The following is a 23,868-nucleotide window of genomic DNA, read 5'->3' on the forward strand; positions in this document are numbered from 1 at the left end:
GTAGCTGTACAGCAAGGGGCGTGCCGTACAGCAATCTGCCTGCCATCAAATTTCCCCTGTGGGAGCGGGCTTGCTCGCGAATGCGGTGTGTCAGCCAATGATTGCTCAGCTGAACGACCGTTTTCGCGAGCAAGCCCGCTCCCACAGTGGGTGGGTGGTGTTTTTGAGTTCGGTGATCCGTTTCAGGGCATGACCGAAAAAACGATCGCAGACAGCGCAATCAAGCCGACCAACACCACAAACACGTTGGACGCCTGGCCCGAGTACTGGCGCAGGGATGGCACGCGGCGGATGGCGTACATCGGCATCAGGAACAACAGGCAGGCGATGATCGGCCCGCCCATGGTTTCGATCATGCCGAGGATGCTCGGGTTGAAGGTGGCCACGGCCCAGCAGGTCAGCACCATGAACAGCGCGGTGCAGCGCTCCAGCCACTTGGCCGACATGCTGCGGTTGCGCCCGCGCAGGGATTTGACGATCAGGCCCTGGAAGCCTTCGCTGGCGCCGATGTAGTGGCCCAGGAAGGATTTGGTGATCGCCACCAGCGCGATCAACGGTGCGGCGTAGGCGATGACCGGGGTCTGGAAGTGGTTCGCCAGGTACGACAGGATCGAGATGTTCTGCGCCTTGGCGGCGGCGAGGTCAGCCGGCGACAGGGCCAGCACGCAGCTGAAGCAGAAGAACATCACCGTCAGCACCATCATGCTGTGGGCCATGGCCAGGATGCCGCTGCTTTTGCGTTCGGCTTGCGGGCCGTACACACGTTTCTGGTCGACGGCGAAGGCGGAGATGATCGGCGAGTGGTTGAAGGAAAACACCATCACCGGGATCGCCAGCCACAAGGTCTTGAAGAAGGCCGGCAGGGGCATGCCTTCGCTGGCGGAGGCGAAGAATGCACCGTTCCAGTTGGGGATCAGGCTCACCGCCAATAGCAGCAGGGCGGCGACGAAGGGGTACACCAGCACGCTCATGGCCTTGACGATCACGCCCTGGCCGCAGCGAACGATGGCCATCAGGCCGAGGATCAGCACCAGCGACAGGATTGCCCGGGGCGGTGCAGCCAGGTGCAGTTGGTGTTCCATAAAGCTGGTCAGGGTGTTGGTCAGCGCCACGCTGTACACCAGCAAAATCGGGAAGATCGCGAAGAAGTACAGCAGGGTGATCAGCTTGCCGGCGCCGATGCCGAAGTGTTCTTCCACCACTTCGGTGATGTCGCCGGATTTGCCCGACAACACAAAGCGCGTCAGCCCACGGTGGGCGAAGAAGGTCATCGGGAAGGCCAGCAGCGCCAGCACGATCAACGGCCAGAAGCCGCCCACGCCAGCGTTGATCGGCAGGAACAAGGTGCCGGCACCGATGGCGGTGCCGTAGAGGCCGAGCATCCAGGTGGTGTCGTGTTTGTTCCAGCCTTGTGTAACGGTGGTCGGCGTCAGGTCTACAGCGGGATTTTCGGCAGCAGGTGTACGTACATCGGTCATCGTTATTGCCTCGTTATTATTTTTGCGCGGGCTCACGTTGGGGCGATCAGGGAATGCTCCTCAGCACTCCACCCAGCTGACGGCCAGGCCGCCCCGTGAAGTTTCTTTGTATTTGTCGTGCATGTCGGCGCCGGTGTCGCGCATGGTGCGGATCACCCGGTCCAGGGAGATGAAGTGCTTGCCGTCGCCGCGCAGGGCCATTTGCGTGGCGTTGATCGCCTTGACCGCGGCGATGGCGTTGCGCTCGATGCACGGCACCTGGACCAACCCGCCAACCGGGTCGCAGGTCAACCCCAGGTTATGTTCCAGGCCGATTTCGGCGGCGTTTTCCAGTTGCTCCGGGGATGCGCCGAGCACGTCCGCAAGGCCGGCAGCGGCCATGGCGCAGGCGGAACCCACTTCGCCCTGGCAGCCGACTTCGGCGCCGGAGATCGAGGCGTTTTTCTTGCAGAGGATGCCGACGGCGGCGGCAGCCAGGAAGAAATTCACCACGTCATCGTCGGACGCGTCCGGGTTGAACTTCATGTAGTAGTGCAGCACCGCCGGGATGATTCCCGCCGCGCCATTGGTCGGCGCCGTCACCATGCGCCCGCCGGCGGCGTTTTCTTCGTTGACGGCGAGGGCGAACAGGTTGACCCATTCCATGGCCGACAAGGTCGAGGTGATGACGTTGGGTTTGCCGATTTCCAGCAGGCTGCGGTGCAGTTTCGCCGCGCGCCGTGGCACATCCAGACCGCCGGGCAGGATGCCTTCGTGGCGCAGGCCTTGTTCGACGCATTCACGCATCACCGACCAGATATGCAGCAGGCCGCTGCGGATCTCGGCATCGCTGCGCCAGGCCCGCTCGTTGGCCATCATCAGCTCGGAAACCCGCAGGCCGTGCTTGTTGCACAAGGCCAGCAGTTCGACGGCGCTCGAAAAGTCGTAGGGCAATTGCACTTCGCTGGTCGGCGCGATGCCGGATTCGGCTTCCGCCGCTTCGATGATGAAACCGCCGCCCACCGAGTAGTACGTCTGCTCGCTCAACAGGCCGTTTTCGCCGTAGGCATGCAGGGACATGGCGTTGGGGTGGTAGGGCAGGCTTTCGTCCAGCAGCAGGAGGTCGTGTTGCCAGTTGAAGGCAATCGACGTGCGGCCGCCGAGCAGCAATTGGCCGGACTCGCGCAGTTGCTGGATGCGTGGGCCGATACTGGTGGGGTCGATGCTGTCTGGCCATTCGCCCATCAGGCCCATCACACAGGCGCGGTCGGTGGCGTGGCCGACACCGGTGGCGGACAGCGAGCCGTACAAACGCACCTCTACGCGACGGGTTTCGTCGAGCAATTGCTGGTCGATAAGCGCTTGGACGAAGGTCGCCGCGGCCCGCATCGGGCCGACGGTATGGGAGCTGGAAGGACCAATTCCCACTTTGAATAGATCGAAAACACTGATAGCCATGCTAAACCCTTACAAGCAATGGAGTAGGAATCGCTGCCATGTTTTGTAGGACAAGCGGAATTGGCGCGATACTGAGCCTCTGGATCGGCACTGACCAACGAATTATCCTAAGACACCCTTTAGCAGGACTAAACCCTATGGCTCGCCCGCTTCATGGCCAGACCTACGTCTGGTTGCACGTTTTTTCCTGCGCGGCACGGCATTTGTCGTTCACCCGTTGCGCCGAGGAACTGCACATCACCCCGGGCGCGGTCAGCCAGCAAATCCGTCAGTTGGAGGAGCGCCTGGGCTTTCGCCTGTTCCATCGGCGCGCACGCGGGGTTGAGCTGAGCGCAGAGGGCCAGCGGTTGGCGATCACCGTGGGCGAGGCCTATGGCAGCATCGATGCCGAGTTGCAGCGGCTGGACGCCGGGATGATCAGCGGCACCTTGCGCCTGCGCTCGATCCCGTCGTTTCTCGGCAAATGGCTGACCCCGCGTTTGCCGCGTTTGCAGCAGCGCTTCCCGGATATCCAGTTGCGCATGGTTGCCGAAGACAGCAGCGTCGCCCTGCACGAGGGCGACTTCGACCTGGCCATCGACCTTAACGACGGCAGCTATCCCGGCTTGTTGTCCACAGCCTTGCTGGACGAGCAGATTTTCCCGGTGTGCGCACCGAGCCTGCTGCGGGGGCGACCGCCACTGCATGGCCCCGCTGACCTGGTGCATTTCCCGCTGCTGCACGACATCACTGCCTGGCGTGGGAGTTATGAGTACGCAGAGTGGGAGTTCTACCTGAACGCCATCGGCTATGACGCCGCCGACGTACGGCGCGGGCATACCTTCAACCGCAATCACCTGACCATCGAGGCGGCGATTGCCGGCATGGGCGTGGCGATTGCCCGGCGAACCTTGCTCAATGACGAACTGGAACGCGGCACCTTGATCGTGCCATTCGGCCTCGCCGTTCCCAACCACAAACGCTATGTACTGCTGTACGCGCCGGGTGCGTTGAGCCATCCGGGCGTGCGGGCGGTGCATGACTGGCTGGTGGAGGAAGCGGAGATTTTTCGCGGATTGCACCCGTTGGGAGAGGGGCAATTGTAAGGAAGTTGGCGGTAAGAAGATGTAACCAACTCCCCACCCTAACAGCGTTTTTGGTTGTAGTCAGGGTTAATTTGTAATGTGGGATTTATCTTTGCAAAGGGGTTGAAATGTTCCTCTGTCTGCTCAATTGTGTAATCAGGAGGTCATGGTTTTCACCCATCCGGTGAAGCAGGAATGGCCTTCGGCGAGCTAGCTGAAATAAGGGAAAACTATGCAAATCCAAGTCAATAGCGATAACCATATTGAAAGCAGCATCCGACTGGAGGAGTGGGTACGTACCACCATTGAGAGCACGCTCGAACGTTACGAAGAAGATCTGACCCGCGTCGAGGTTTACCTGCGGGACGAGAACGGTGACAAGCCCGGCCCACACGATCTGAGTTGCCGACTGGAAGCACGGCCAAAAGGCCATCAACCGCTTTCGGTCCTCCATAAAGCCGATACGCTGGAACAGGCGATCGATGGCGCAGCGACCAAGCTGGAGCATGCCCTGGAGCATCTGTACGGCAAACTGCGCGGCAAACCACGCGCCGCGGGTCAAAGCCTGCCCAATACCAAGGCCGACGAGGCCGAGCTAGAAGAGGAATTCCTGGAAAACGAACAGGCTGCGCTTAACGGCTGATAGCTGATACTTTTTTCAACCCCACTGAAAACGGGCCTGCAGATGCAGGCCCGTTTTTTTATGCGCAAAAGGTCAGCGCGGGCTGCGCCGGAAAAAACCGGCGCTCAAGGCCGACAGTGCGCACGCTCCAACGCCGGCATACAACATGGCCCAGCCCGCACCGTTGCGCAGCGCGGCCTGGGCGATCAGTGGGCCCTGCGGCAACACGTCCAGCTTGCCGGCGGCGATGTCCTGGCTGAGGGCGGCCAATTGCGCGGTGGCGGGCGACACGCCTGCCAGGTAGTGAGCGATCCCGAGTATCAACACCAACCCCATCAACGCGATATTCAGCGCCAGGGTGATCAGCCGTGCACTGAAGTCGATGCCCGAGGCCATCCCCGCGCGGTCGGATGAAACTGATCCGGTAGTGGTGTTGGTGGTGGGCGAGTTGGTAAACGCCAAGCCGCTGCCGGCAATCCCACAGGCGATCAGGACCCATACCACACTGGGCTGGCCGCTATGATTGATCGCCGCCATTGTCACAAACCCCACGCCCATCAGGCCCAGGCCCAATGGAATGATGCGTTCGGCGCCATAGCGCAGGGCCAGGCGTTCAGCCAGCGGCGGCACCACCAACGTGGGCAGGGTATAGGCGAGCAGGGCGAGCCCGGTGAGCATGGTGTCGTAGCCCAGGCCGGCCTGGAAATACAGCGGCAGGTAGATCATGAAGGGCCAGAAGCTGAAGTTCATGCCGATCGAGCCCATCAGCGCGCCGTTGAAGCGCGGGATGCGAAACACCGAGAAGTCGAACATCGGATGCGGGCTGCGCCGCTCGACAACCACGAACAACAACAGGCTGCCCACCGACAACCCGGCCCAACCGAGCATGGCCGGGGTGGCAAAGCCGCTCTCGGTGCCCTGGGTGATGAAATAAACCAGGGCGAACACTGCCAGGGTGAGGGTGGCCATGCCGGCTATATCTAGGCGATGGGCCGCCGGGTCACAGGATTCCTGCACGCTGATGCGCAGCAACACCAGAGTGAACAAGGTCAACGGCACATGCACCAGGAATACCCAGCGCCAATCCGCCACCGCCAGGATCAATGCCCCCACCATTGGCCCGAAACCCAGGCCCACCCCGGCGATCACGCCCCACACCGCAAAGGCCCGGGCCCGGGTCGCCGGCTCGCGGAACTGGTGCGACAGGATCGCGAACTGGCAGATCATCATCGCCCCGCCACCCACGCCCTGGACAAAACGCGCCGCGATCAGCGTGGATGCATCGTTCGCCAGCCCGCAGGCCAGCGAAGCCAGCCCGAATACCCACAGGCACAGCACCAGCATGCGTCGGCGGCCAAAACGATCGGCCAATGTGCCGGCGGCCATCAGCACGCTGGTGCAGGCCAGGGTGTAGGCGTTCATGATCCATTGGGCGTCCTGGAAGCCGGTGCCCAGTTGCTGCTCAAGGGTGGGCAGGATGACCGGCACGCTGGAAATCTCCAGCCCGAACATCAGCGCTACCAGGCACACGGCGGTGAGCGCAAGGCCGTCCCGGGCGGTACGTGGCGGGTTGATGGCAGATACAACGGCGTCGGGTGGCATGGCCTCTTCCTTTCGATGGGGGAAGATATCATTTTCACGGGAATCTGATTCTTTATTAGCGATACTTCTTCCTGTGATAAGGGAATATAGGGCGACAAACGACCATGGCCACTCCGCGTTTTGATGGTGTTGAACTGTTTTTGCAGATCGTCGAGAGCGGCAATCTGACGGAGGCCGCCGAACGGCTGAACCTCACGCGCTCGGCGGTGGGCAAAGGCCTGGCGCGGCTGGAGGCGCGGTTGGGGACGTCGCTGTTGCAACGCTCCACCCGGCGTCAGCGTTTGACCGAGGACGGGCAGGCCTATTACGAGCATTGCCTGCGTGCGCTGGCGGAACTGGAAGCCGCCGAATCCGTGCTGGAAAGTGGCCGTCAGCAGCCCCGTGGACGGTTAAGGGCCAGCTTGCCTTTGGCGTTTGGTCATCACTATGCGGCGCCTGCGTTGTGGGGGCTGATGGACCGTTTTCCGCAACTGGAAATCGAGATTTCCTTCTCCGACCGATTGATCGACCTGGCGCAGGAAGGCTTCGACCTGGCGGTGCGCATTGGCGCATTGCCTGACACCGACCGCTTGAGTGCACGTCGCCTCGGCGAACAGGCGATTGCCCTGTCGGCGTCACCCGCGTACTTGCAGCGCACACCTCGTATTGACTCCATCGACGACCTGGCCGGGCACCGGGGCATTGCCTATCGCAGCAATGCCCCGCACCGCGAGCGAGTCGCCTCGCCGTTGATCCTCGATGACCTGCAGGCCGTGGCCGATGCCGCCATCGCCGGGGTCGGCCTGGCCTGGTTGCCCAGTTGGCTGATCGCCCACTACGTGTTGCGCGGGCAATTGCAGGCGGTGCTGCCGGGCCACCGCGAGCAACCGATGCCGATCCATGTCATCTGGCCCACGGCGACGCACATGCCGGCCAAGACCCGATGCGCCATCGACGCGTTGGTGGCCGGCACACCGTCGTGCCTGGCGGGTAGCTGATCAGAACGCGATGGACGTCTGCACATACAGCGTGCGCGGCTCGCCGACGTATTTGCCCTTGTTGTTATCGTCAAACGAGCGGGTGTAGTACTGCTTGTTGAAGATGTTTTTCACACCCACCGCCACGTTCAAATCCGACAGCTGCGGGCCAAAGTCGTACGCCGCGCGGCTGCTGAACAGCATGTAGCCAGGAATGCGTCCGGTGCTGCCATCAGCACTTTCTGCTTCAGTGTTGGCGTTGTCGGCAAACTGGCTGCTCTGGTAGCTGCTGTCCACATTCAACTTCCAGCGACCTTCGGTGTAACCCACGCCCAGGGTGCCCTTGTGCTTGGAGGAGAAGGGTACGCGGTTGCCTTTGTTCGGGCCGTCTTCGCGGATGGTGGCGTCGACGTAGGCGTAGGTGGCGTACACATCAAAACCGGCGAGCGCCGGGCTCAAGCCGTCGAGGGCGTAGTTGATGCTGGACTCGATGCCCTGATGGCGGGTTTCGCCGCGGGCGATCACGGTGTCGTTGGTCTGGTTGCTGTCGTACTGGTTGTCGAAGTTGATCAGGAACGCGCCGATCTCGGCGCGCAAGGTGCCGTTGTCATAGCGTGTGCCGAGTTCCCAGGTGCGGGCTTTTTCCGGCTTCACTTCGCCACTGGTCACGCGGTTGGGCATCTGGCTGTACTGCACGCTGCCGAACGACCCTTCGGTGTTGGCATAGAGGTTCCAGTCGTCCGTCAGGTGGTAGAGCACGTTCAGCGCCGGCAGAGCGGTGTTGTAGTCGCCTTTGTATTTGACGTTGCTGAGGTTGTTGGTCTGCTGGGACTCGATCATCTCGTAGCGGATGCCCGGGGTGATGGTCCACTTGCCGATATCTATCCGGTCGTCGACGAAGAACGCATTGGCTTCGGTGCTGCCTCGGGTGTCGCGGTCGTTGCGGCTGTCGGTGGTCGGCAGTTGCTGATTGGCGGAAATCGGCGTGCGGTAGCGCAGTTCGTGGCCGGCCTCGTTGATGTAGCGGTAGCCCACGCCGACTTCGTGGCTGGTTGGGCCGAGGTCGAAGCCTTGGGCGAAACGGGTTTCCAGGCCGCGTACCCAATACTCGCGGGGCGACAGGGAGAGGAAATTGCCCTGGTCCAGGTAACCGCTGCGCAGGGTGGTGGTGAAGAAGCTGTTGACCGTGAATTCCCGGCGATCTTCCTGGTAGCGATAGCCCGCGTTGAACATGGTACGCCGGCCCCAGAACTGGTCGTAGGGGCGGGTGGACTGGTAGGGGTCGGCCTTGTAGGCCGCAGTGCTCAAACCACCGGGCATATCGGCCTTGCCTTCGTAGTACTGCGCCATGGCGTTGAAGCTGTTGGCGTCGTCCAACTGGTATTTGCCCTTGAGGATCAGGTCGTCGATGCGGGTGTCGCTGTTCTCGCGCCAAACACCACCACGGGTGCCGGAATACAGGATCGCGCCGCCCAGGCCGTTGTCCGCCGTGCCGCCGGCCAGCAGGTTGCCGGTGGTCTTGAAGCCATCGTGGCTGGAAGACGGGCTGGTTTCGGTTTGCAGGCCGCCTTTCACCGTTGGCGCATCGGGAATCGCGCGCGTGACGAAGTTGACGATGCCGCCGACGTTCTGCGGGCCATAACGCACTGCGCCGCCGCCCCGTACCACGTCCACGGCATCCATGTTGCCCATGCTGATGGGCGCGAACGACAACTGCGGCTGGCCATACGGCGCGAACGGCACCGGGATGCCGTCCATCAAGACCGTGGAGCGCGAGGCCAGGCGTGGGTTGAGCCCGCGAATGCCGAAGTTCAGCGCCATGTCGTGGCTGCCGGTGCCGTTGTTTTCCGGGGCGTTGACCCCGGGAATGCGGTTGAGCACGTCGCGGGCCTGGGTGGCGCCCTGGCGTTCGAATTCTTCGCGGCGGATCACGTCCCGGGCGCCCGGGTGCTCGAAGACGTTGGTTTGCGCCGCGTCCCCCAGCCAGTCGCCGACCACGTTGGAGGTGCCCAATTCGAGGGTGGCCGGAGCATTCGCCGGTTGCAGGCTGAAGGCGTTGTTGCCCTCGGCACGGGCTTGCAGGCCGGTGCCTTTGAGCAACGCATTCAAGCCTTCTTCAGCGGTGTAGTTGCCCGACAGGCCGTGGCTTTGCACGCCGGCGGTAACGTCCGAGCCAAATGAAATCAGCACGCCGGCTTCCCGGCCAAATTGATTCAGCGCCGCTTCCAGTGACGTAGGGGCGATGCGGTAGGGCTTGGCGTCGGCCGCCATTACGTAGGGAACGGTGCTGAAACTGAGGCTGGCCCCCAGCAACATGTGGCGCAGGGTGCGGGCGAGTGGCGTCAGGCGAGTCGGTTGCTGGGGCATGAAGTGCGGTCCTGAGAAGGAAGGATCAAGGTGGCTTTCCTTCTCTGTCACGCGAGGTGCGGAAAACGGCTCACGGGGTTTGAAAATATTTCAGGCACGGGCTTCGACAGTGACCCAGTAGCGGGTAAACCGCCGGACCCTGACCGGCAGGCTGACTTGCAGCAGGTCCAGGATTCGTTCGCTGTCGTCCAGCGGGTAGCTGCCGGAAATCAGCAGGTTGGCCACCTGCGGGTCGCAATTGAGCTGGCCACGGCGATAACGGCTCAATTCGGCGAGGAAATCTTCCAGGCGCATGTGGGCCGCCACCAGCATGCCGTCGGCCCAGGCGCCGCTGCCGGCGTCGGTGGGGCGGGCGGTGTCCCAGCCTTTGCGGGTGAAATTGACCTGATGGGCTTTCTCCACCGACAACGGCAAACCGCTATAGGTGTTGGGCATCACGTCAACGTGCCCATCAAACACCGCCAGTTGTGTGTGATCGTTGAATTGCCGCACGTTGAGCCGCGCGGCCTGGGCGCTGAGCAGGCCCTGGGAAGTGATGACCCGCAGCGGGGCGTTGCCGGGTTTGGCGGTCAGCAGGATTTCGCCTTCGAGCAGGCGGATCAAGCGTTGCTGGCCATCAAAATGCACATCCACCGCACTGCCGGTGTTGAGCTGCAACTGGCTGCCATCCGCCAGCTGGAACTTGCGCCGTTGGCCGATGGGGCTGCGGTAGTCGGCACTCAACGGCGGCAATATATGTTGCTGGCGCAAACCCCAGGCCGCTGCCGACCCGGCGCCGAGTATCAGCAACAACTTCAGGGCCTGACGACGACTGTTGGATTTCGGTGCATTCAAGGCGGCGTGGGCCAGGGGTGATGGCATCCCGCGCAAGCGCTGGTTCACTCGCTGGATGTGCGCCCAGGCCCGCTGATGTTCGCTGTGGGCGTCCAGCCACTGTTGCCAGGCCGCCTGTTTGCGTGGGTTGAGCGGGCCCTGCTGCATTTCCATCAGCCAGTGCACCGCTTGTTCGGCGACTTGCGTTGAGAAACTCATAGGGCGAAGTAGCAGCGCATCGCCGCTTTATTCAGATGGCGCTTGACCGTGGCGATGGAGATGCCCAGTTCCGCGCCGATTTGCGCGTAGGTCAGGCCGTCGAGCTGGGCCAGCAGGAACGCGCGTTTAACCAGGGGCGCCAAGCCGTCCAGCAACTGGTCCAGCTCCATCAGGGTTTGCAGGATGATTGCCCGCTCTTCCTCCGACGGCGCCACGTGTTCGGGCATTTGCGCCAGGGCGTCGAGGTAGGCGCGCTCCAGGTCCTGGCGGCGGTAATGGTTGCACAGCACACGCTTGGCGATGGTGGTGAGGAAGGCGCGAGGTTCGATCAGCGTCGGTGTTTCCCGTGCGGTGAGCACGCGGATGAAGGTGTCCTGGGCCAGGTCGGCGGCGCTTTCCGGGCAGCCGAGCTTGCGTCGCAACCAGCCGGTAAGCCAGTGGTGATGGTCGTGGTACAGGACTTCGACGGTGTTGGACGGCTGCAACGCGCACACTCCGGCAGCATGGGCATGCTTTAGAGAACAAGAATTGTTCGCATTGTAGGGCGCGCAGGCGGGTTCGGCAATTGCCAGTGATGCGTTCTCTTTTGCTTATGAGAACCTTTATCATTAATATTGCGCACTGACGAACCTGGCGCCTTGTGCATGAAACGCAAAACTTCACTTCCCGTTTCCTACCGTCTTGCCGTGACTTCGCGGGTGCTGGCGGCTGTGGTCGGCGGTTACCTGCTGGCCTCGCTGGCCAGCGTGTGCATGACGCTGTGGCTGCCCACCAGCCGCGCCGATGCGGTGATCAGCGGCATGCTGAGTTCGTTTGTGTTCTACCTGTTGGCGGTCATCTGGTGCTTCGCCTGCCGCACGGCCTGGCGCGCCTGGTTTGGCGTGTTGCTGCCCAGCGCGATAATGGCCACGTTCGCCGGGTTGGCGTACTGGATGGCGCGCACATGAAAGAGGGCTTCCGCCAGGCCATGGCCTGGTTGCACACCTGGGCCGGGCTGATCTTTGGCTGGCTGCTGTTTGCGATTTTCCTGACGGGCACCCTGTCGTATTTCAAGGACGAAATTACCCACTGGATGCAGCCCGAAGTGCAGGCGCATCCCGTCGATGACGCCCGTAGCCTGGCCGCCGCCCAAACCTATCTGCAACACCAGGCGCCCAATGCCGCGCGCTGGTTTATCACCTTGCCGAGCAGCCGTGAGCCGGGCCTGTCGGTGATGTGGCAAGACAAGGTCGACCCGGGCAAACGCGGCAATTTCGTCGAAAAACTCCTCGATCCCGTCAGCGGCCAGCAGGTCCAGGCCCGGGAAAGCATGGGCGGCGAATTCTTCTATCGTTTCCACTTCCAGCTGCAAATGCCCTATCCGTGGGGGCGCTGGCTGTCGACCATCGCCGCGATGGTGATGTTCGTGGCGTTGATCACCGGGATCATCACCCACAAGAAAATCTTCAAGGACTTCTTCACCTTCCGCCCGCGCAAGGGCCAGCGGTCCTGGCTCGACGGGCACAACGCCGTGGGCGTGCTGGTGTTGCCGTTCCACTTGATGATCACCTACAGCAGCCTGGTGATTTTCATGAGCATGGTGATGCCGGCGAGCATCCTCGCTTCCTACGGCAACGACACCCGTGCGTTCTTCAACGATGTGTTTCCGGCCACCGACAATGCGCCGGCCCTCGGCCAGCCGGGGCAATTGCTGCCACTGGGCCCGATGTACGAGCAGGCGCGCGGGCAATGGGCCGGCGGGCATGTCGGGCGGCTGGTGGTGAATAATCCAAGCGATGTAAACGCTTCGGTCAATGTGTTCCGCGCCGGGTCGGATCGAGTGGTGCATGACTTTGGCAGCACCGTGTCATTCAACGGCACTACCGGCGAACTGTTGCGGGTGAGCGGCGAGCAGTCGCTGCCGGCGGCGATTGGTGGCAGCTTCTACGGTTTGCACATGGGCCATTTCGCCGGCCCGGTATTGCGCTGGCTGTATTTCATCTGCGGCCTCGCGGGCACGGCAATGATCGGCACCGGGCTGGTGATGTGGCTGGGCAAGCGTCAGCTCAAGCACACCAAAACCGGTGTGATGCCCTTTGAGCTGCGGCTGGTGGAAGTGCTGAACATCGCCAGCATGTCCGGCTTGATGATCGCCATCGCTGCATTCTTCTGGGCCAACCGCCTGTTGCCGGCCAGCTTTGCCGGGCGTTCGGACTGGGAAGTACAAGCCTTCTTTATTGCCTGGGGCTTGAGCGTCGTGCACGCGATTGTTCGCCAGGGGCGCCGCGGCTGGGTTGAGCAATTGAGTGTGGGCGCGCTGCTGTTTATCGGCGTGCCGGTGCTCAACGCGCTGACCACGACCCAGCATTTGGGTGTGACCCTGGCCAACGGCGACTGGGCCATGGCCGGCTTCGACCTGACGTGCCTGGGCAGCGGTGTGTTCCTCGCCTGGGCTGCCTGGAAAATGCAGCACCGCCGCGTCCCTCAGCCCAAGACCGAACGTGCCCGGCCATTGACCCTCAAGGGCGAGGTGAACTGAATGCTCCTGGCGCTATTGCTGTGTTACGCAGGGTTTACCGCGTTGTGCCTGTCCATGGACCGGCACCATGGCGAACTGCTGCACAGTAAACCTTCGCCTCGTCGGCGCCTGGGTTTGCGCGTGGGCGGCTGGCTGCTGTTGATTGTCTCGATCTGGCCGGCGGTGCTCGCGACCGGGTGGAGCCAGGGGTTGGTGGAGTGGTGCGCGGTCTTGATGCTCAGCGGGTTGTTGCTGGTGTTGCTGTTGCCGTATCGGCCAAGGCTGGCCTTGATCCTGGCGGGCCTCGGCCTGCTGGCCAGTCCGGTCGCGGCCTTCGCGACCCTTTGAGTCCACCGTTGATGATCACCACGCCTCCCGAACACCCAGAGCAGCACGCAGACGCGGCGGGCGGACGGGCGCATTTCCTGCAGGTGTTCCTGTCCCAGCGCTCGCAGATGGAAGCGCTGGTCAGCCGCCGCGTGGGCTGCCGTGCGACGGCGGCGGACCTGGTGCAGGATTTGTTCCTGCGCTTCTGGCGCCGGCCGCTGGTGCAGGTCGAGGAGCTCAGCACCTACCTGCTGCGCTGCGCCGGCAATATCGCCATCGACCACCTGCGCAGCGAAGGCGCCCGGGTGCGCAGCAGCGAAGGCTGGCTGCCGGAACAACAGGATAACCAGGGCTGCGAACCCCAGGCCGCGCTGGAGGCGGGCAATGATCTGCGTCACGTTGAAGCAGCCTTGCGCAGCCTGCCGGAACGTACCCGGCAGATTTTCCTGCTCAACCGCATCCATGGCCGCAAGTACGCGGAAATCGCCAAGGCCATGGGCCTGTCCCAAAGCGCCGTGGAAAAACATATGATGCGTGCCCTCGAAGCCTGCAAGGCCAGCCTTCGTGAACCATCGCCAAGGAAAGCCCCGTGAACCCCACCGCCAGCGTCACCCCGACGCCCGACCAGGAACAGGCCGCACTGGCCTGGTTGAGTCTGTTGCATGACCAACCCAGCAGTGGCGACCAGGCCACGTTCAGCCGTTGGCTGCGGGCCGATCCTGCGCATGTGGAAGCCTACGCCCAGGCCCAGGTGCTGTGGGAATTGAGTGAAGTACCGGCCAGAACGTTGGCGGATGAGGATGCCCTGGCGCTGCAGGGTTACTTGAACGCGATGAATACCTCGAAACGCTCCAGCGTGCGGCGCTGGTCTGGCGCCCTGGCCATGGCCGCCTGCCTGCTGGTGATGATCTCGATGGGCGCCGGCTGGCAGCCGTCACGCTGGGTCGATGACTTCGGTGCCGATTATGTCACCGCGCCGGGTGAGGTGAAGACCGTGACCCTGGCCGATCAAAGCCAGGTCACCCTGGACGCCGACAGTGCGATCGCAGTGGATTTCAAGCATGGCGAGCGCCATATCCAGCTACGCCGTGGCGCCGGTTTTTTCAGTGTGACCCACACTGGCGAATCCTTTGTGGTCGAGGCCGGCAGCGGCGAAGCACGGGTGCTCGGCACGCAGTTTGAGGTGCGCCTGCAACCGGCAGGTGCGCAGGTGACGGTGTTGTCCGGTCGGGTTGGGGTAACGCCGTCGAAGTATGCTCAGCAACAGATTCTGACGGCCGGCCAACAAGTGGCCTACGCCGATGGTGTCGCCGATGAGCTGCACGCGGTCGACAGCGAGTCGCGCCTGGCCTGGCGTGACGGTTGGCTCAATTACTACAAGGCACCACTGGCCGATGTGGTGCAAGACCTCGGTCGCTACTACCCCGGGCGTATTCTGCTGCTCAACGAAGACCTCGGCGCCCGGCGTGTCAGCGGCAGTTTCCCGAGCAAGGACCCCCAGGCGGTGCTCAATGCGTTGCAGGCGGTCTTGGGGTTTGAACAACACTCGCTGCTCGGTCGGATGATCGTATTGCGCTAGATACAGAGCGCTACGCTGCAATGGCGTGGCGCTGTCATTACTTGCACCACCTTCCCTTGAAAATCCCCATGCCTTGGCACATCCGTGTGTGTGGACCTTTCATTTAACCTTCATCGCAATCGCCAAAACCTGTAACCAAATCGTTACGTGATGCACGGATGATCCTCGGATTCCTGAGCAGGTGGTCAGGAAGATTGGCGGCGCTGTTCACCCGGCCGAGATCGCCAATACCTCCCCCATAACAACAGATAGATGCATGTAAGGGATCTACTCGTGACCTACAACAAACTCTATGCCCTGCTTTTAGCATCGGGCCTGGGCGGCTTTGCGCCGCTGGTTCTGGCAGACGATTCACAGGATGTCGGTTCGGTGCACGTCGCCGGCGAACGTACCCTGGGCACCGGCCACATGATTCAGGAAGAAAGTGCCAAGGCCCGGTCCACGGTGACCAAGGAAGCCATGGACGAAATGTCCCCGACGGCCAACGCCATCGACAAGCTCAAGTACACCCCGGGCATCAACGTTTCCAACGACGACGCCAGCGGCATGAGCGGCACCAGTTTCACCATGCGCGGCATGAACTCCGATCAGGTCGGGGTTTCCATGGACGGCGTGCCGATCAACGACTCCGGCAGCTATGGCGTGTACGCCAACCAGTTGGGCGATCCGGAAAACGTCGGCGAAGTATTTGTCACCCAGGGCTCCTCGGAAGCGGACGGCCCGCACATTGGTTCCAGCGGCGGTAACATCGGCATGGTCACCATTCGGCCGACCAAGGAGCCGGGGCTGTTCGTCAAGCAATCCATGGGTTCGAACAACCTGACAAAGTCCTTCGCCCGCATCAACACCGGCGACCTCGGCGGCTTCAAGACCTGGGTGTCGGCCTCTCACACGGAGGGCGACAAGTGGCGCGGCAAGGGCACCTTGCGGGGCGACAAGGTGGAGTGGAGCACGCTGTTCGAAGACGACAACGGCAACACCAGCAACTTCACCATGAAGTACAACACCCAGGAAAACTACAACTACAACACGCTGAGCAAGAGCCAGTTCCAGCAACAGGGCCGCCGCCTGGATTACGCGGAAACGCCGGTCTACAAGAACGGATTGCTGTCGTCTTCCTACAAGCTCAACCGCAACCCATTTGAAAGTGTCATGACCACCTTCACCCAGCGCTGGCGCCTGCGTGATGACCTGGCCCTGACGGTTGCGCCTTACTACTACTGGGGCAACGGCGGCAGTTTCAGCGGCCAGACCGCGACCAACCTGGGGCCGAAGTCCGACAAGAGTGGCAACTACGACCTGAGCAACCTCAAGTCGGCCAACTACTATCGCCCCTCGTGGACCGAAACCTGGCGCCCTGGCGTGACGGTCAAAATGAAATGGGACATCAACGAGGAGCACAGCCTGGATTACGGCTACTGGTACGAGCGCGCTCGCCAGCGCCAGACCCAGCCGTATATCGGGATCAACAGCGAAGGTGCACCGGACGACGTCTGGGGCGATTACAACAGCGGCGGCCAGGTGGTCGACAAGAACGGCAAGACTGTCCAGGGGCGCCATCAATACACCGTGACCCCGGCCCAGAAGCTGTGGGTGCAGGACAGCTGGCAAGCCACGCCAGACCTGAGCTTTGTCGGCGGCCTGGCGTACCAGTACGTCGAACGTGACGGCGACAACCTCGGTAGCCTGTACGACAAGCCGGAAAAGCGTAACGCCCGCTACCATCAGTTCCTGCCGAACTTCAGCGCCAAGTACCAGGTCGACGAGAGCAACCAGGCGTTCTACAACGTCACTCGCAACATGCGCACCCCGCAGAACTACGTGCTGTACAACAAGGGTGACTCCCTCAACCTCAACCCCGAGCTGAGCTGGAACCAGGAGCTGGGCTGGCGCTACACCGAAGAGAAAATGGCCCTGAGCGCCACCCTGTTCTACATCACCTTCAAGGACCGTCAGCTGTCGACCACCGACTTGAACGGTGACTACGTGATGGCCAACGTCGGTGACGTGACCAACAAAGGCCTGGAGTTGGAGTGGAGCGGCCTGCTGCCGTACAACTTCAACTACTACGCGTCGTACACCTATACCAAGTCCGAGCAGCAGGACGACTTTGTCAGCAAGAACGTGTTGTTGCCGACCAAGGGCAACCAGTTGGCCAACGTGCCGGAAAACATGCTCAACCTGGTGTTTGGTTACGACGACAAGCGCTACTACGGCAACATTGCCGGCAAGTATGTCGGGGCGTTCTACGGTGATTTGACCAACAACGAGAAAATCTCCGGGCGCACCGTGTTCGACCTCAACGCCGGTATCTACCTGCCGGTGGACAAGAAGGTCTTCAAGTCGGCCGCGCTGCGCTTCTCGATGCTCAATGTGTTTGATAAGGAATACTTGAGCTCGGCGCGCACCGTGTCGTTCAACTCGGCGCCGGTAAATGGCCTGGCGGCCAGCTCGGCGTATTACAACGTAGGTGAGGAGCGTACGGCGATGGTTTCCCTGGAGGCCAATTTCTAACGCGTACGCAAACCCAATGTGGGAGCGGGCTTGCTCGCGAAAGCGGTGGATCAGTCGCCAGATGTATTGACTGAACCAGCGCATTCGCGAGCAAGCCCGCTCCCACATTTGATCTGCGGTATTTTACAGAGTGAGTTACTTCAGGGCCGCCATGATCGCTTCCGGGTTGTAGTCGCGAATCAGCGTGCCGTTCACGTCCACAAACGGAATCCCGCCGCCCCCCAACGCCTCGTACGCCTTGCGCGCCTGGGCGTCCTTCTCGATATCGAACGCCTGGTAGGGAATCCCCTTGGAATCCAGAAAGCGCCGGATCTGTTTGCAGTAGCCGCACCACTCGGTGGAGTACAGCACCACGCGCGCTGCCGCGCGTGTCTGCTCCGGCACCACCTGGGAGGGGTTGAACAGCCGCTCGATCTTGCCCCAGTTCTGGAAAACCACCACCACCAGCAACACCAGCAGGACTTTCTTCAGAACCCCGCCCAGCATCAGTTGCGACGCTTGAGCTGGTCGGTCAGCTGGGTCGGCAGGCCCTTGATGATCAAGGTGCCGGCGGCTTCGTCGTATTCGATCTTGTCGCCCAGCAGGTGCGCTTCAAAGCTGATGGACAAGCCTTCGGCACGCCCGGTGAAACGGCGGAACTGGTTGAGGGTGCGTTTATCCGCCGGGATTTCCGGCGACAGGCCGTAGTCCTTGTTGCGGATGTGATCGTAGAAGGCTTTTGGCCGATCTTCATCGATCAACCCGGACAGCTCTTCCAGGCCCATCGGCTCGCCGAGCTTGGCCTGGCTGCTGGCGTAGTCCACCAGGGTCTTGGTTTTCTCGCGGGCGGATTCGTCCGGCAGGTCTTCGCTCTCGACGAAGTCGCTGAAGGCCTTGAGCAGGGTGCGGGTCTCGCCCGGGCCGTCGACGCCTTCCTGGCAGCCGATAAAGTCGCGGAAGTACTCCGAGACCTTCTTGCCGTTCTTGCCCTTGATAAACGAGATGTATTGCTTGGATTGCTTGTTGTTCTGCCACTCGGACACGTTGATGCGCGCGGCGAGGTGCAGTTGGCCAAGATCCAGGTGGCGCGACGGCGTCACGTCCAGCTGGTCGGTCACGGCTACGCCTTCACTGTGGTGCAGCAGGGCGATCGCCAGGTAATCGGTCATGCCCTGTTGATAGTGGGCAAACAGCACGTGGCCGCCGGTGGAGAGGTTGGACTCTTCCATCAGCTTCTGCAGGTGTTCCACCGCAATGCGGCTGAAGGCGGTGAAATCCTTGCCGCCGTCGAAATACTCCTTCAACCAGCCGCTGAACGGGTGCGCGCCGGACTCGGCATGGAAAAAGCCCCAGGCCTTGCCTTGTTTGGCGTTGTAGCTCTCGTTGAGGTCGGCGAGCATGTTCTCGATCGCGGCCGACTCGGCAAGCTCGGAGTCGCGGGCGTGGAGAACTGCGGGTGTGCCGTCGGGTTTTTTGTCGATCAGGTGGACGATGCAATGACGGATCGGCATGGGCTTCTCGGCTGGTTGAAGGGGAGGGGGGGGGCTCCCGGAAAAAGTCGCCAGTGTACCGCACCCGCTGGGGATGGCGCTGTTCGGAGGGCGTTTTGAGCGCCATCCGACGGGCCATATGCCTTTTTTTCACGGTTTAGAGCGATAAAGCTGACCAAATGGGTATGTTGAGGCGGATATTTCCCCGTCTCTGTGCTAGTTTTGCCCCGTCTTACGCGCAGTCTGGGCGTTAAGCGTGCATTCAGCATTTGTCAGGTCGAACCAAACCCGGTTTCAGGTATCTATAACCCCGATCTTCGTGGTTATAGCCCTTGGGTGCCAGGCCTTGATGGCAGGGCTCGATGGCTGACACTGCACTCTGCAATCCAAATGAATTTGATAGGGAAGGAACACCACAATGGCTATTACTAAAGACCAACTGATCGCTGATCTGGCTGAAGCTGTAGACGCACCGAAAACCACCGTGCGTGCTCTGCTGGACCAACTGAGCCAGATCGTTGCTGATCAGCTGGAAAACGGCGGCGAAATCACTCTGCCAGGCGTTGGCAAACTGAAAGTGACCGAGCGTCCTGCCCGTACTGGCCGTAACCCTTCGACTGGCGCTGCCATCGAAATCGCTGCCAAGAAAGTTATCAAGCTGGTTGTGGCCAAAGGCCTGACCGACGCTGTTAACAAGTAAGACGCAGCAAAAAAAACCGTGCTCCGGAGCGATCCGGGCACGGTTTTTTGTTGCCTGCGATTTATCAGTCTTTACGGGCCCAACGCTGGCGCCACACCTGTTGCTCGCTCGGGGTCTGGAACGTCCAGGCGACGAAGCGGCTCTGCTTCTGGCCCTGGGACATTTCCACCACCTGGCTTTCCAGCACACCGGCCTTTTTCAGCGCTGTCTGAATGGCCGGCAGGTTTGACGCTTTCGACACCAGGGTGCTGAACCACAGCACCTTGTGCTGGAAATGCGCGCTTTCAGCGATCAACTGCGTCACAAACCGCGCTTCACCGCCTTCACACCATAATTCCGCCGACTGGCCACCGAAGTTCAGCACCGGCAGCTTGCGTTTCGGATCAGCCTTGCCCAGTGCGCGCCATTTACGCTCGCTGCCCTTGGTCGCCTCATCCATGGACGCGTGGAAGGGCGGGTTGCACATGGTCAGGTCAAACCGCTCGCCTGGCTCCAGCAAGCCCAGCAGGATCTGCTTGGGGTTGGTTTGCTGGCGCAGCTGGATGGCCTTGTTCAGCCCGTTGGACTGCACGATCGCCTTGGCGGCGGCCACGGCAGTCGGGTCGACTTCCGAGCCGAGGAAGTTCCAGCGGTACTCGCTGTAGCCAATCAACGGATAGACGCAGTTGGCGCCCATGCCGATGTCCAGCACCTTCACCGGCGCGCCACGGGGGATCACGCCTTCGTTGACGCTGGCCAGCAGGTCGGCGAGGAAGTGCACGTAGTCGGCACGCCCCGGTACCGGTGGGCACAGGTAGTCAGCCGGGATGTCCCAGTGATTGATGCCGTAGAACGCCTTGAGCAACGCCCGGTTGAACACCCGCACCGCGTCGGGGCTGGCGAAGTCGATGCTTTCCTTGCCGTACGGGTTGATGATCACGAATTGCGCCAGTTCCGGCGTGGTCTTGATCAGCGCCTGGAAGTCGTAACGGCCCTGGTGGCGGTTACGCGGGTGCAAGGTGGCCTCTTTGCGCGGAACGACGGGCTTGGCCGGCGTACTGGATTTTGGCTTCTTGCGCGGTGCTTTGGGTGTGCTGGGGGCGGTCATGGGCTGCGTCGATTCTGCGTTTGTTTCAAAAGTGGCGGGTATTGTCACACATTCCTTGGTCGAACTCGGTCAAATGTGGGAGCTGGCTTGCCTGCGATGCAGGCGACTCGGTGTATCTGCCAGACCGAGTCGATGCCATCGCAGGCAAGCCAGCTCCCACATTGGTCGGGTTTCCAAAGAGAAATAGCGGTGTTTTTCCAAGCAAAAAAAAGAGACCCGAAGGTCTCTTTTTTTACACGGGCTGCCCCTTACAGGCTGGAGATCCGTGCGTGTTGCTCCGCCAGCTTGCCCAAAGCCTGTTCAGCTTCAGCCAGTTTGGCGCGTTCTTTCTCGATCACTTCAGCCGGAGCCTTGTCGACGAACGCCGCGTTGGACAGCTTGCCGCCCACCCGCTGCACTTCGCCTTGCAGGCGCAGGATTTCCTTGTCCAGGCGCGCCAGTTCGGCACCCTTGTCGATCAGGCCGGCCATCGGCACCAGCACTTCCATCTCGCCCACCAGTGCGGTGGCGGACAGCGGTGCTTCTTCGCCAGCGGCCAATACGGTGATCGACTCCAGCTTCGCCAGCTTCTTGAGCAGCGCGTCGTTCTCGGTGAGGCGACGCTGATCTTCAGTGCTGGCGTTCTTCACGAACACGGCCAGTGGCTTGCCCGGACCGATATTCATCTCGGCGCGGATGTTGCGTGTACCCATCATCAGGGTCTTGAGCCACTCGATATCGCTTTCGGCCGCCTCGTCAATGCGGGCGTCGTTGGCCACCGGCCAAGGTTGCAGCATGATGGTCTTGCCGTCTTTGCCCGCCAGCGGCGCGATGCGCTGCCAGATTTCTTCGGTGATGAAGGGCATGAACGGATGCGCCAGGCGCAACGCCACTTCCAGCACGCGTACCAGGGTTTGACGGGTGCCGCGCTGACGTTCGATCGGCGAGTTCTCGTCCCACAGCACGGGCTTGGACAGTTCCAGGTACCAGTCGCAATACTGGTTCCAGATGAACTCGTACAGGGCCTGTGCCGCCAGGTCAAAGCGGAACTGGTCGAGTTGACGGGTCACTTCGGCTTCGGTGCGCTGCAACTGGGAGATGATCCAGCGGTCCGCCAGGGACAGCTCGATGGCCTCGCCGTTCTGGCCGCAGTCTTCGCCTTTGTCCAGCACGTAGCGCGCGGCATTCCAGATCTTGTTGCAGAAGTTGCGATAGCCTTCGACGCGGCCCATGTCGAACTTGATGTCGCGACCGGTGGACGCCAGCGAGCAGAAGGTAAAGCGCAGGGCGTCGGTGCCGTAGCTGGCGATGCCGTCTGCGAACTCGTCGCGGGTCTGCTTCTCGATCTTCTTCGCCAGTTTCGGCTGCATCAGGCCCGAGGTGCGTTTCTGCACCAGGGTTTCCAGGTCGATGCCGTCGATGATGTCCAGCGGGTCCAGGACGTTGCCCTTGGACTTGGACATCTTCTGGCCCTGGCCATCACGCACCAGGCCGTGCACGTACACGGTCTTGAACGGTACCTGCGGGGTGCCGTCTTCGTTCTTCACCAAGTGCATGGTGAGCATGATCATCCGGGCAACCCAGAAGAAAATGATGTCGAAGCCGGTGACCAGCACGTCGGTGGAGTGGAATTTCTTCAGGAATTCGGTCTGTTGCGGCCAGCCGAGGGTGGAAAACGTCCACAGGCCCGAGCTGAACCAGGTGTCCAGTACGTCGTTGTCCTGTTGCAGCGCCACGTCCGGGCCGAGGTTGTGCTTGGCACGTACTTCGGCTTCGTCGCGGCCAACGTAGACCTTGCCCGACTCGTCGTACCAGGCCGGAATCCGGTGGCCCCACCACAGCTGACGGCTGATGCACCAATCCTGGATGTCGCGCATCCACGAGAAGTACATGTTTTCGTACTGTTTCGGCACGAACGCGATGCGGCCGTCTTCCACGGCAGCAATTGCCGGCTCAGCCAAAGGCTTGGTGGACACGTACCACTGGTCGGTCAGCCAAGGCTCGATGACAGTGCCGGAGCGGTCACCTTTCGGTACCTTCAGGGCGTGGTCGTCAACGCTCACCAGCAGGCCGGCAGCGTCGAAGGCGGCAACGATCTGCTTGCGCGCTTCAAAACGGTCGAGGCCGGCGTATTCAGCCGGGATCTTGCCGTCGATGCTCTCGTTCAGCGTGCCGTCGAGGTTGAACACCTGGCAGGCCGGCAGAACAGCGGCGTTTTTGTCGAAGATGTTCAGCAGCGGCAGGTTATGGCGCTTGCCGACTTCGTAGTCGTTGAAATCGTGGGCCGGGGTGATTTTCACGCAGCCGGTGCCGAATTCAGGGTCGCAGTAGTCATCCGCAATAATCGGGATGCGACGGCCAACCAGCGGCAGCTCGACGAACTTGCCGATCAGCGCCTGGTAGCGTTCGTCATTCGGGTTGACCGCGACGGCGGCATCACCAAGCATGGTTTCCGGACGGGTGGTGGCGACGATCAGGTAATCATTGCCTTCGGCGGTCTTGGCGCCGTCAGCCAACGGGTACTTGAGGTTCCACAGGAAACCTTTTTCGTCGTGGTTTTCCACTTCAAGGTCGGAAATCGCCGTGTGCAGCTTGGTGTCCCAGTTGACCAGGCGCTTGCCGCGGTAGATCAGGCCGTCTTCATGCAGGCGCACGAAGGCTTCCTTCACGGCTTCCGACAGGCCATCGTCCATGGTGAAGCGCTCGCGGCTCCAGTCGACGGACGAGCCCAGGCGACGGATCTGACGGCTGATATTGCCGCCGGACTGATCCTTCCATTCCCAGATTTTCTCGAGGAATTTCTCGCGGCCCAGGTCGTGACGGTTCTGGCCGGTGGCTTCCAGTTGGCGTTCCACCAGCATCTGGGTGGCGATACCGGCGTGGTCGGTACCTGGCTGCCACAGGGTGTTGCGACCCTGCATGCGGCGGAAACGAATCAGGGCATCCATGATCGCATTGTTGAAGCCATGGCCCATGTGCAGGCTGCCAGTGACGTTCGGTGGCGGAATCATGATGGTGTAGGCATCGCCCGCGCCTTGCGGAGCGAAATAATTCTCGGACTCCCAGGTCTGGTACCAGGAAGTTTCAATAGCGTGCGGCTGGTAGGTCTTATCCATGCGCGGCGGGACCCTAGTTGGCATTAATTCAGGAAAGCCGAC

At 61.6% G+C, this 23,868-nt stretch carries 20 protein-coding genes; 10 read left to right on the top strand and 10 right to left on the bottom strand.

The genetic code is table 11. The features are described from left to right. Nucleotides 1-182: 182 nt before the first annotated feature. Nucleotides 183-1,478: a serine/threonine transporter gene (locus QF039_RS00755; RefSeq protein ID WP_177021370.1), complete on the bottom strand. Its 1,296-nt coding sequence runs from the start codon at nucleotides 1,476-1,478 to the stop codon at nucleotides 183-185. Between the two features lie 60 nt (nucleotides 1,479-1,538). Further along, a complete protein-coding gene (locus tag QF039_RS00760) occupies nucleotides 1,539-2,915 on the bottom strand; it encodes an L-serine ammonia-lyase (RefSeq protein WP_177008189.1) in 1,377 nt (458 codons plus the stop codon). A gap of 137 nt (nucleotides 2,916-3,052) precedes the next feature. Here QF039_RS00760 and QF039_RS00765 point away from each other — a divergent pair, with 137 nt between their 5' ends. Together QF039_RS00765 and QF039_RS00770 are read left to right on the top strand one after the other, a co-directional pair. Then, nucleotides 3,053-4,000, top strand: coding sequence for a LysR substrate-binding domain-containing protein (locus QF039_RS00765; RefSeq protein WP_003212775.1), 948 nt, complete (start codon nucleotides 3,053-3,055; stop codon nucleotides 3,998-4,000). Between the two features lie 211 nt (nucleotides 4,001-4,211). Then, nucleotides 4,212-4,622: an HPF/RaiA family ribosome-associated protein gene (locus QF039_RS00770; RefSeq protein WP_003212772.1), complete on the top strand. Its 411-nt coding sequence runs from the start codon at nucleotides 4,212-4,214 to the stop codon at nucleotides 4,620-4,622. Between the two features lie 72 nt (nucleotides 4,623-4,694). On the opposite strand, the gene QF039_RS00775 is transcribed toward QF039_RS00770, so the two are convergent. Beyond that, nucleotides 4,695-6,203, bottom strand: coding sequence for an MFS transporter (locus QF039_RS00775; RefSeq protein WP_307516572.1), 1,509 nt, complete (start codon nucleotides 6,201-6,203; stop codon nucleotides 4,695-4,697). 104 nt (nucleotides 6,204-6,307) lie between these two features. On the opposite strand from QF039_RS00775, the gene QF039_RS00780 reads away from it, so the two are divergent. Next, nucleotides 6,308-7,180 (top strand): LysR family transcriptional regulator, encoded by an 873-nt coding sequence (locus QF039_RS00780; RefSeq protein WP_307516574.1) that lies wholly within the window; start codon nucleotides 6,308-6,310, stop codon nucleotides 7,178-7,180. Here QF039_RS00780 and fecA read toward each other — a convergent pair whose 3' ends face one another. From fecA to QF039_RS00795, 3 genes are all read right to left on the bottom strand, one after another. Continuing rightward, on the bottom strand, nucleotides 7,181-9,526 hold the full coding sequence (fecA, locus tag QF039_RS00785; protein ID WP_307516575.1) for a TonB-dependent Fe(3+) dicitrate receptor FecA: 2,346 nt from the start codon (nucleotides 9,524-9,526) through the stop codon (nucleotides 7,181-7,183). Between the two features lie 90 nt (nucleotides 9,527-9,616). Further along, nucleotides 9,617-10,558 carry a FecR domain-containing protein gene (locus QF039_RS00790; protein WP_307516576.1) on the bottom strand — a complete coding sequence of 314 codons (942 nt, stop codon included), beginning with the start codon at nucleotides 10,556-10,558 and terminating at the stop codon, nucleotides 9,617-9,619. Then, nucleotides 10,555-11,043: a sigma-70 family RNA polymerase sigma factor gene (locus QF039_RS00795; protein WP_177020378.1), complete on the bottom strand. Its 489-nt coding sequence runs from the start codon at nucleotides 11,041-11,043 to the stop codon at nucleotides 10,555-10,557. Before QF039_RS00795 ends, QF039_RS00790 begins: the two co-directional genes overlap by 4 nt. Nucleotides 11,044-11,202: 159 nt before the next feature. On the opposite strand from QF039_RS00795, the gene QF039_RS00800 reads away from it, so the two are divergent. The 6 genes from QF039_RS00800 (at nucleotide 11,203) to QF039_RS00825 (ending at nucleotide 17,475) form a co-directional block, all read left to right on the top strand. Next, nucleotides 11,203-11,505: a DUF3649 domain-containing protein gene (locus QF039_RS00800; protein WP_003212759.1), complete on the top strand. Its 303-nt coding sequence runs from the start codon at nucleotides 11,203-11,205 to the stop codon at nucleotides 11,503-11,505. Further along, a complete protein-coding gene (locus QF039_RS00805) occupies nucleotides 11,502-13,076 on the top strand; it encodes a PepSY domain-containing protein (RefSeq protein ID WP_214499340.1) in 1,575 nt (524 codons plus the stop codon). The genes QF039_RS00800 and QF039_RS00805 overlap by 4 nt, the downstream gene beginning before the upstream one ends. Then, the gene (locus QF039_RS00810) at nucleotides 13,077-13,403 is read left to right on the top strand and encodes a DUF3325 domain-containing protein (protein ID WP_003212755.1); all 327 of its coding nucleotides are present in this window, start codon (nucleotides 13,077-13,079) and stop codon (nucleotides 13,401-13,403) included. A gap of 11 nt (nucleotides 13,404-13,414) precedes the next feature. Next, entirely contained in the window at nucleotides 13,415-13,975 is a 561-nt protein-coding gene (locus tag QF039_RS00815) for an RNA polymerase sigma factor (RefSeq protein ID WP_003212753.1), read from the top strand. Next, the gene (locus QF039_RS00820) at nucleotides 13,972-14,961 is read left to right on the top strand and encodes a FecR family protein (protein WP_087695170.1); all 990 of its coding nucleotides are present in this window, start codon (nucleotides 13,972-13,974) and stop codon (nucleotides 14,959-14,961) included. The genes QF039_RS00815 and QF039_RS00820 overlap by 4 nt, the downstream gene beginning before the upstream one ends. A 273-nt stretch (nucleotides 14,962-15,234) precedes the next feature. Further along, nucleotides 15,235-17,475, top strand: a complete 2,241-nt coding sequence (locus QF039_RS00825) for a TonB-dependent receptor (RefSeq protein WP_008438524.1) — start codon at nucleotides 15,235-15,237, stop codon at nucleotides 17,473-17,475. A 135-nt stretch (nucleotides 17,476-17,610) separates the two neighbouring features. Here the strand turns inward: QF039_RS00825 and QF039_RS00830 are convergent, their stop codons facing one another. Next, entirely contained in the window at nucleotides 17,611-17,961 is a 351-nt protein-coding gene (locus QF039_RS00830; protein WP_003212747.1) for a glutaredoxin family protein, read from the bottom strand. Then, entirely contained in the window at nucleotides 17,961-18,965 is a 1,005-nt protein-coding gene (gene yejK / locus QF039_RS00835) for a nucleoid-associated protein YejK (protein WP_003212745.1), read from the bottom strand. Before yejK ends, QF039_RS00830 begins: the two co-directional genes overlap by 1 nt. Before the next feature lie 397 nt (nucleotides 18,966-19,362). Between yejK and QF039_RS00840 the strand changes: the two genes are divergently transcribed. Next, a complete protein-coding gene (locus tag QF039_RS00840) occupies nucleotides 19,363-19,644 on the top strand; it encodes an HU family DNA-binding protein (RefSeq protein WP_003212743.1) in 282 nt (93 codons plus the stop codon). Between the two features lie 64 nt (nucleotides 19,645-19,708). Here QF039_RS00840 and rlmF read toward each other — a convergent pair whose 3' ends face one another. Further along, entirely contained in the window at nucleotides 19,709-20,731 is a 1,023-nt protein-coding gene (gene rlmF, locus QF039_RS00845) for a 23S rRNA (adenine(1618)-N(6))-methyltransferase RlmF (protein ID WP_003212741.1), read from the bottom strand. Nucleotides 20,732-20,979: 248 nt separating this feature from the next. Further along, nucleotides 20,980-23,826, bottom strand: coding sequence for a valine--tRNA ligase (locus tag QF039_RS00850; protein ID WP_307516579.1), 2,847 nt, complete (start codon nucleotides 23,824-23,826; stop codon nucleotides 20,980-20,982). Between the last annotated feature and the right edge of the window lie 42 nt (nucleotides 23,827-23,868).

The sequence above is a fragment of the Pseudomonas sp. W2I6 genome, assembly GCF_030815935.1.
Lineage (GTDB): Bacteria > Pseudomonadota > Gammaproteobacteria > Pseudomonadales > Pseudomonadaceae > Aquipseudomonas.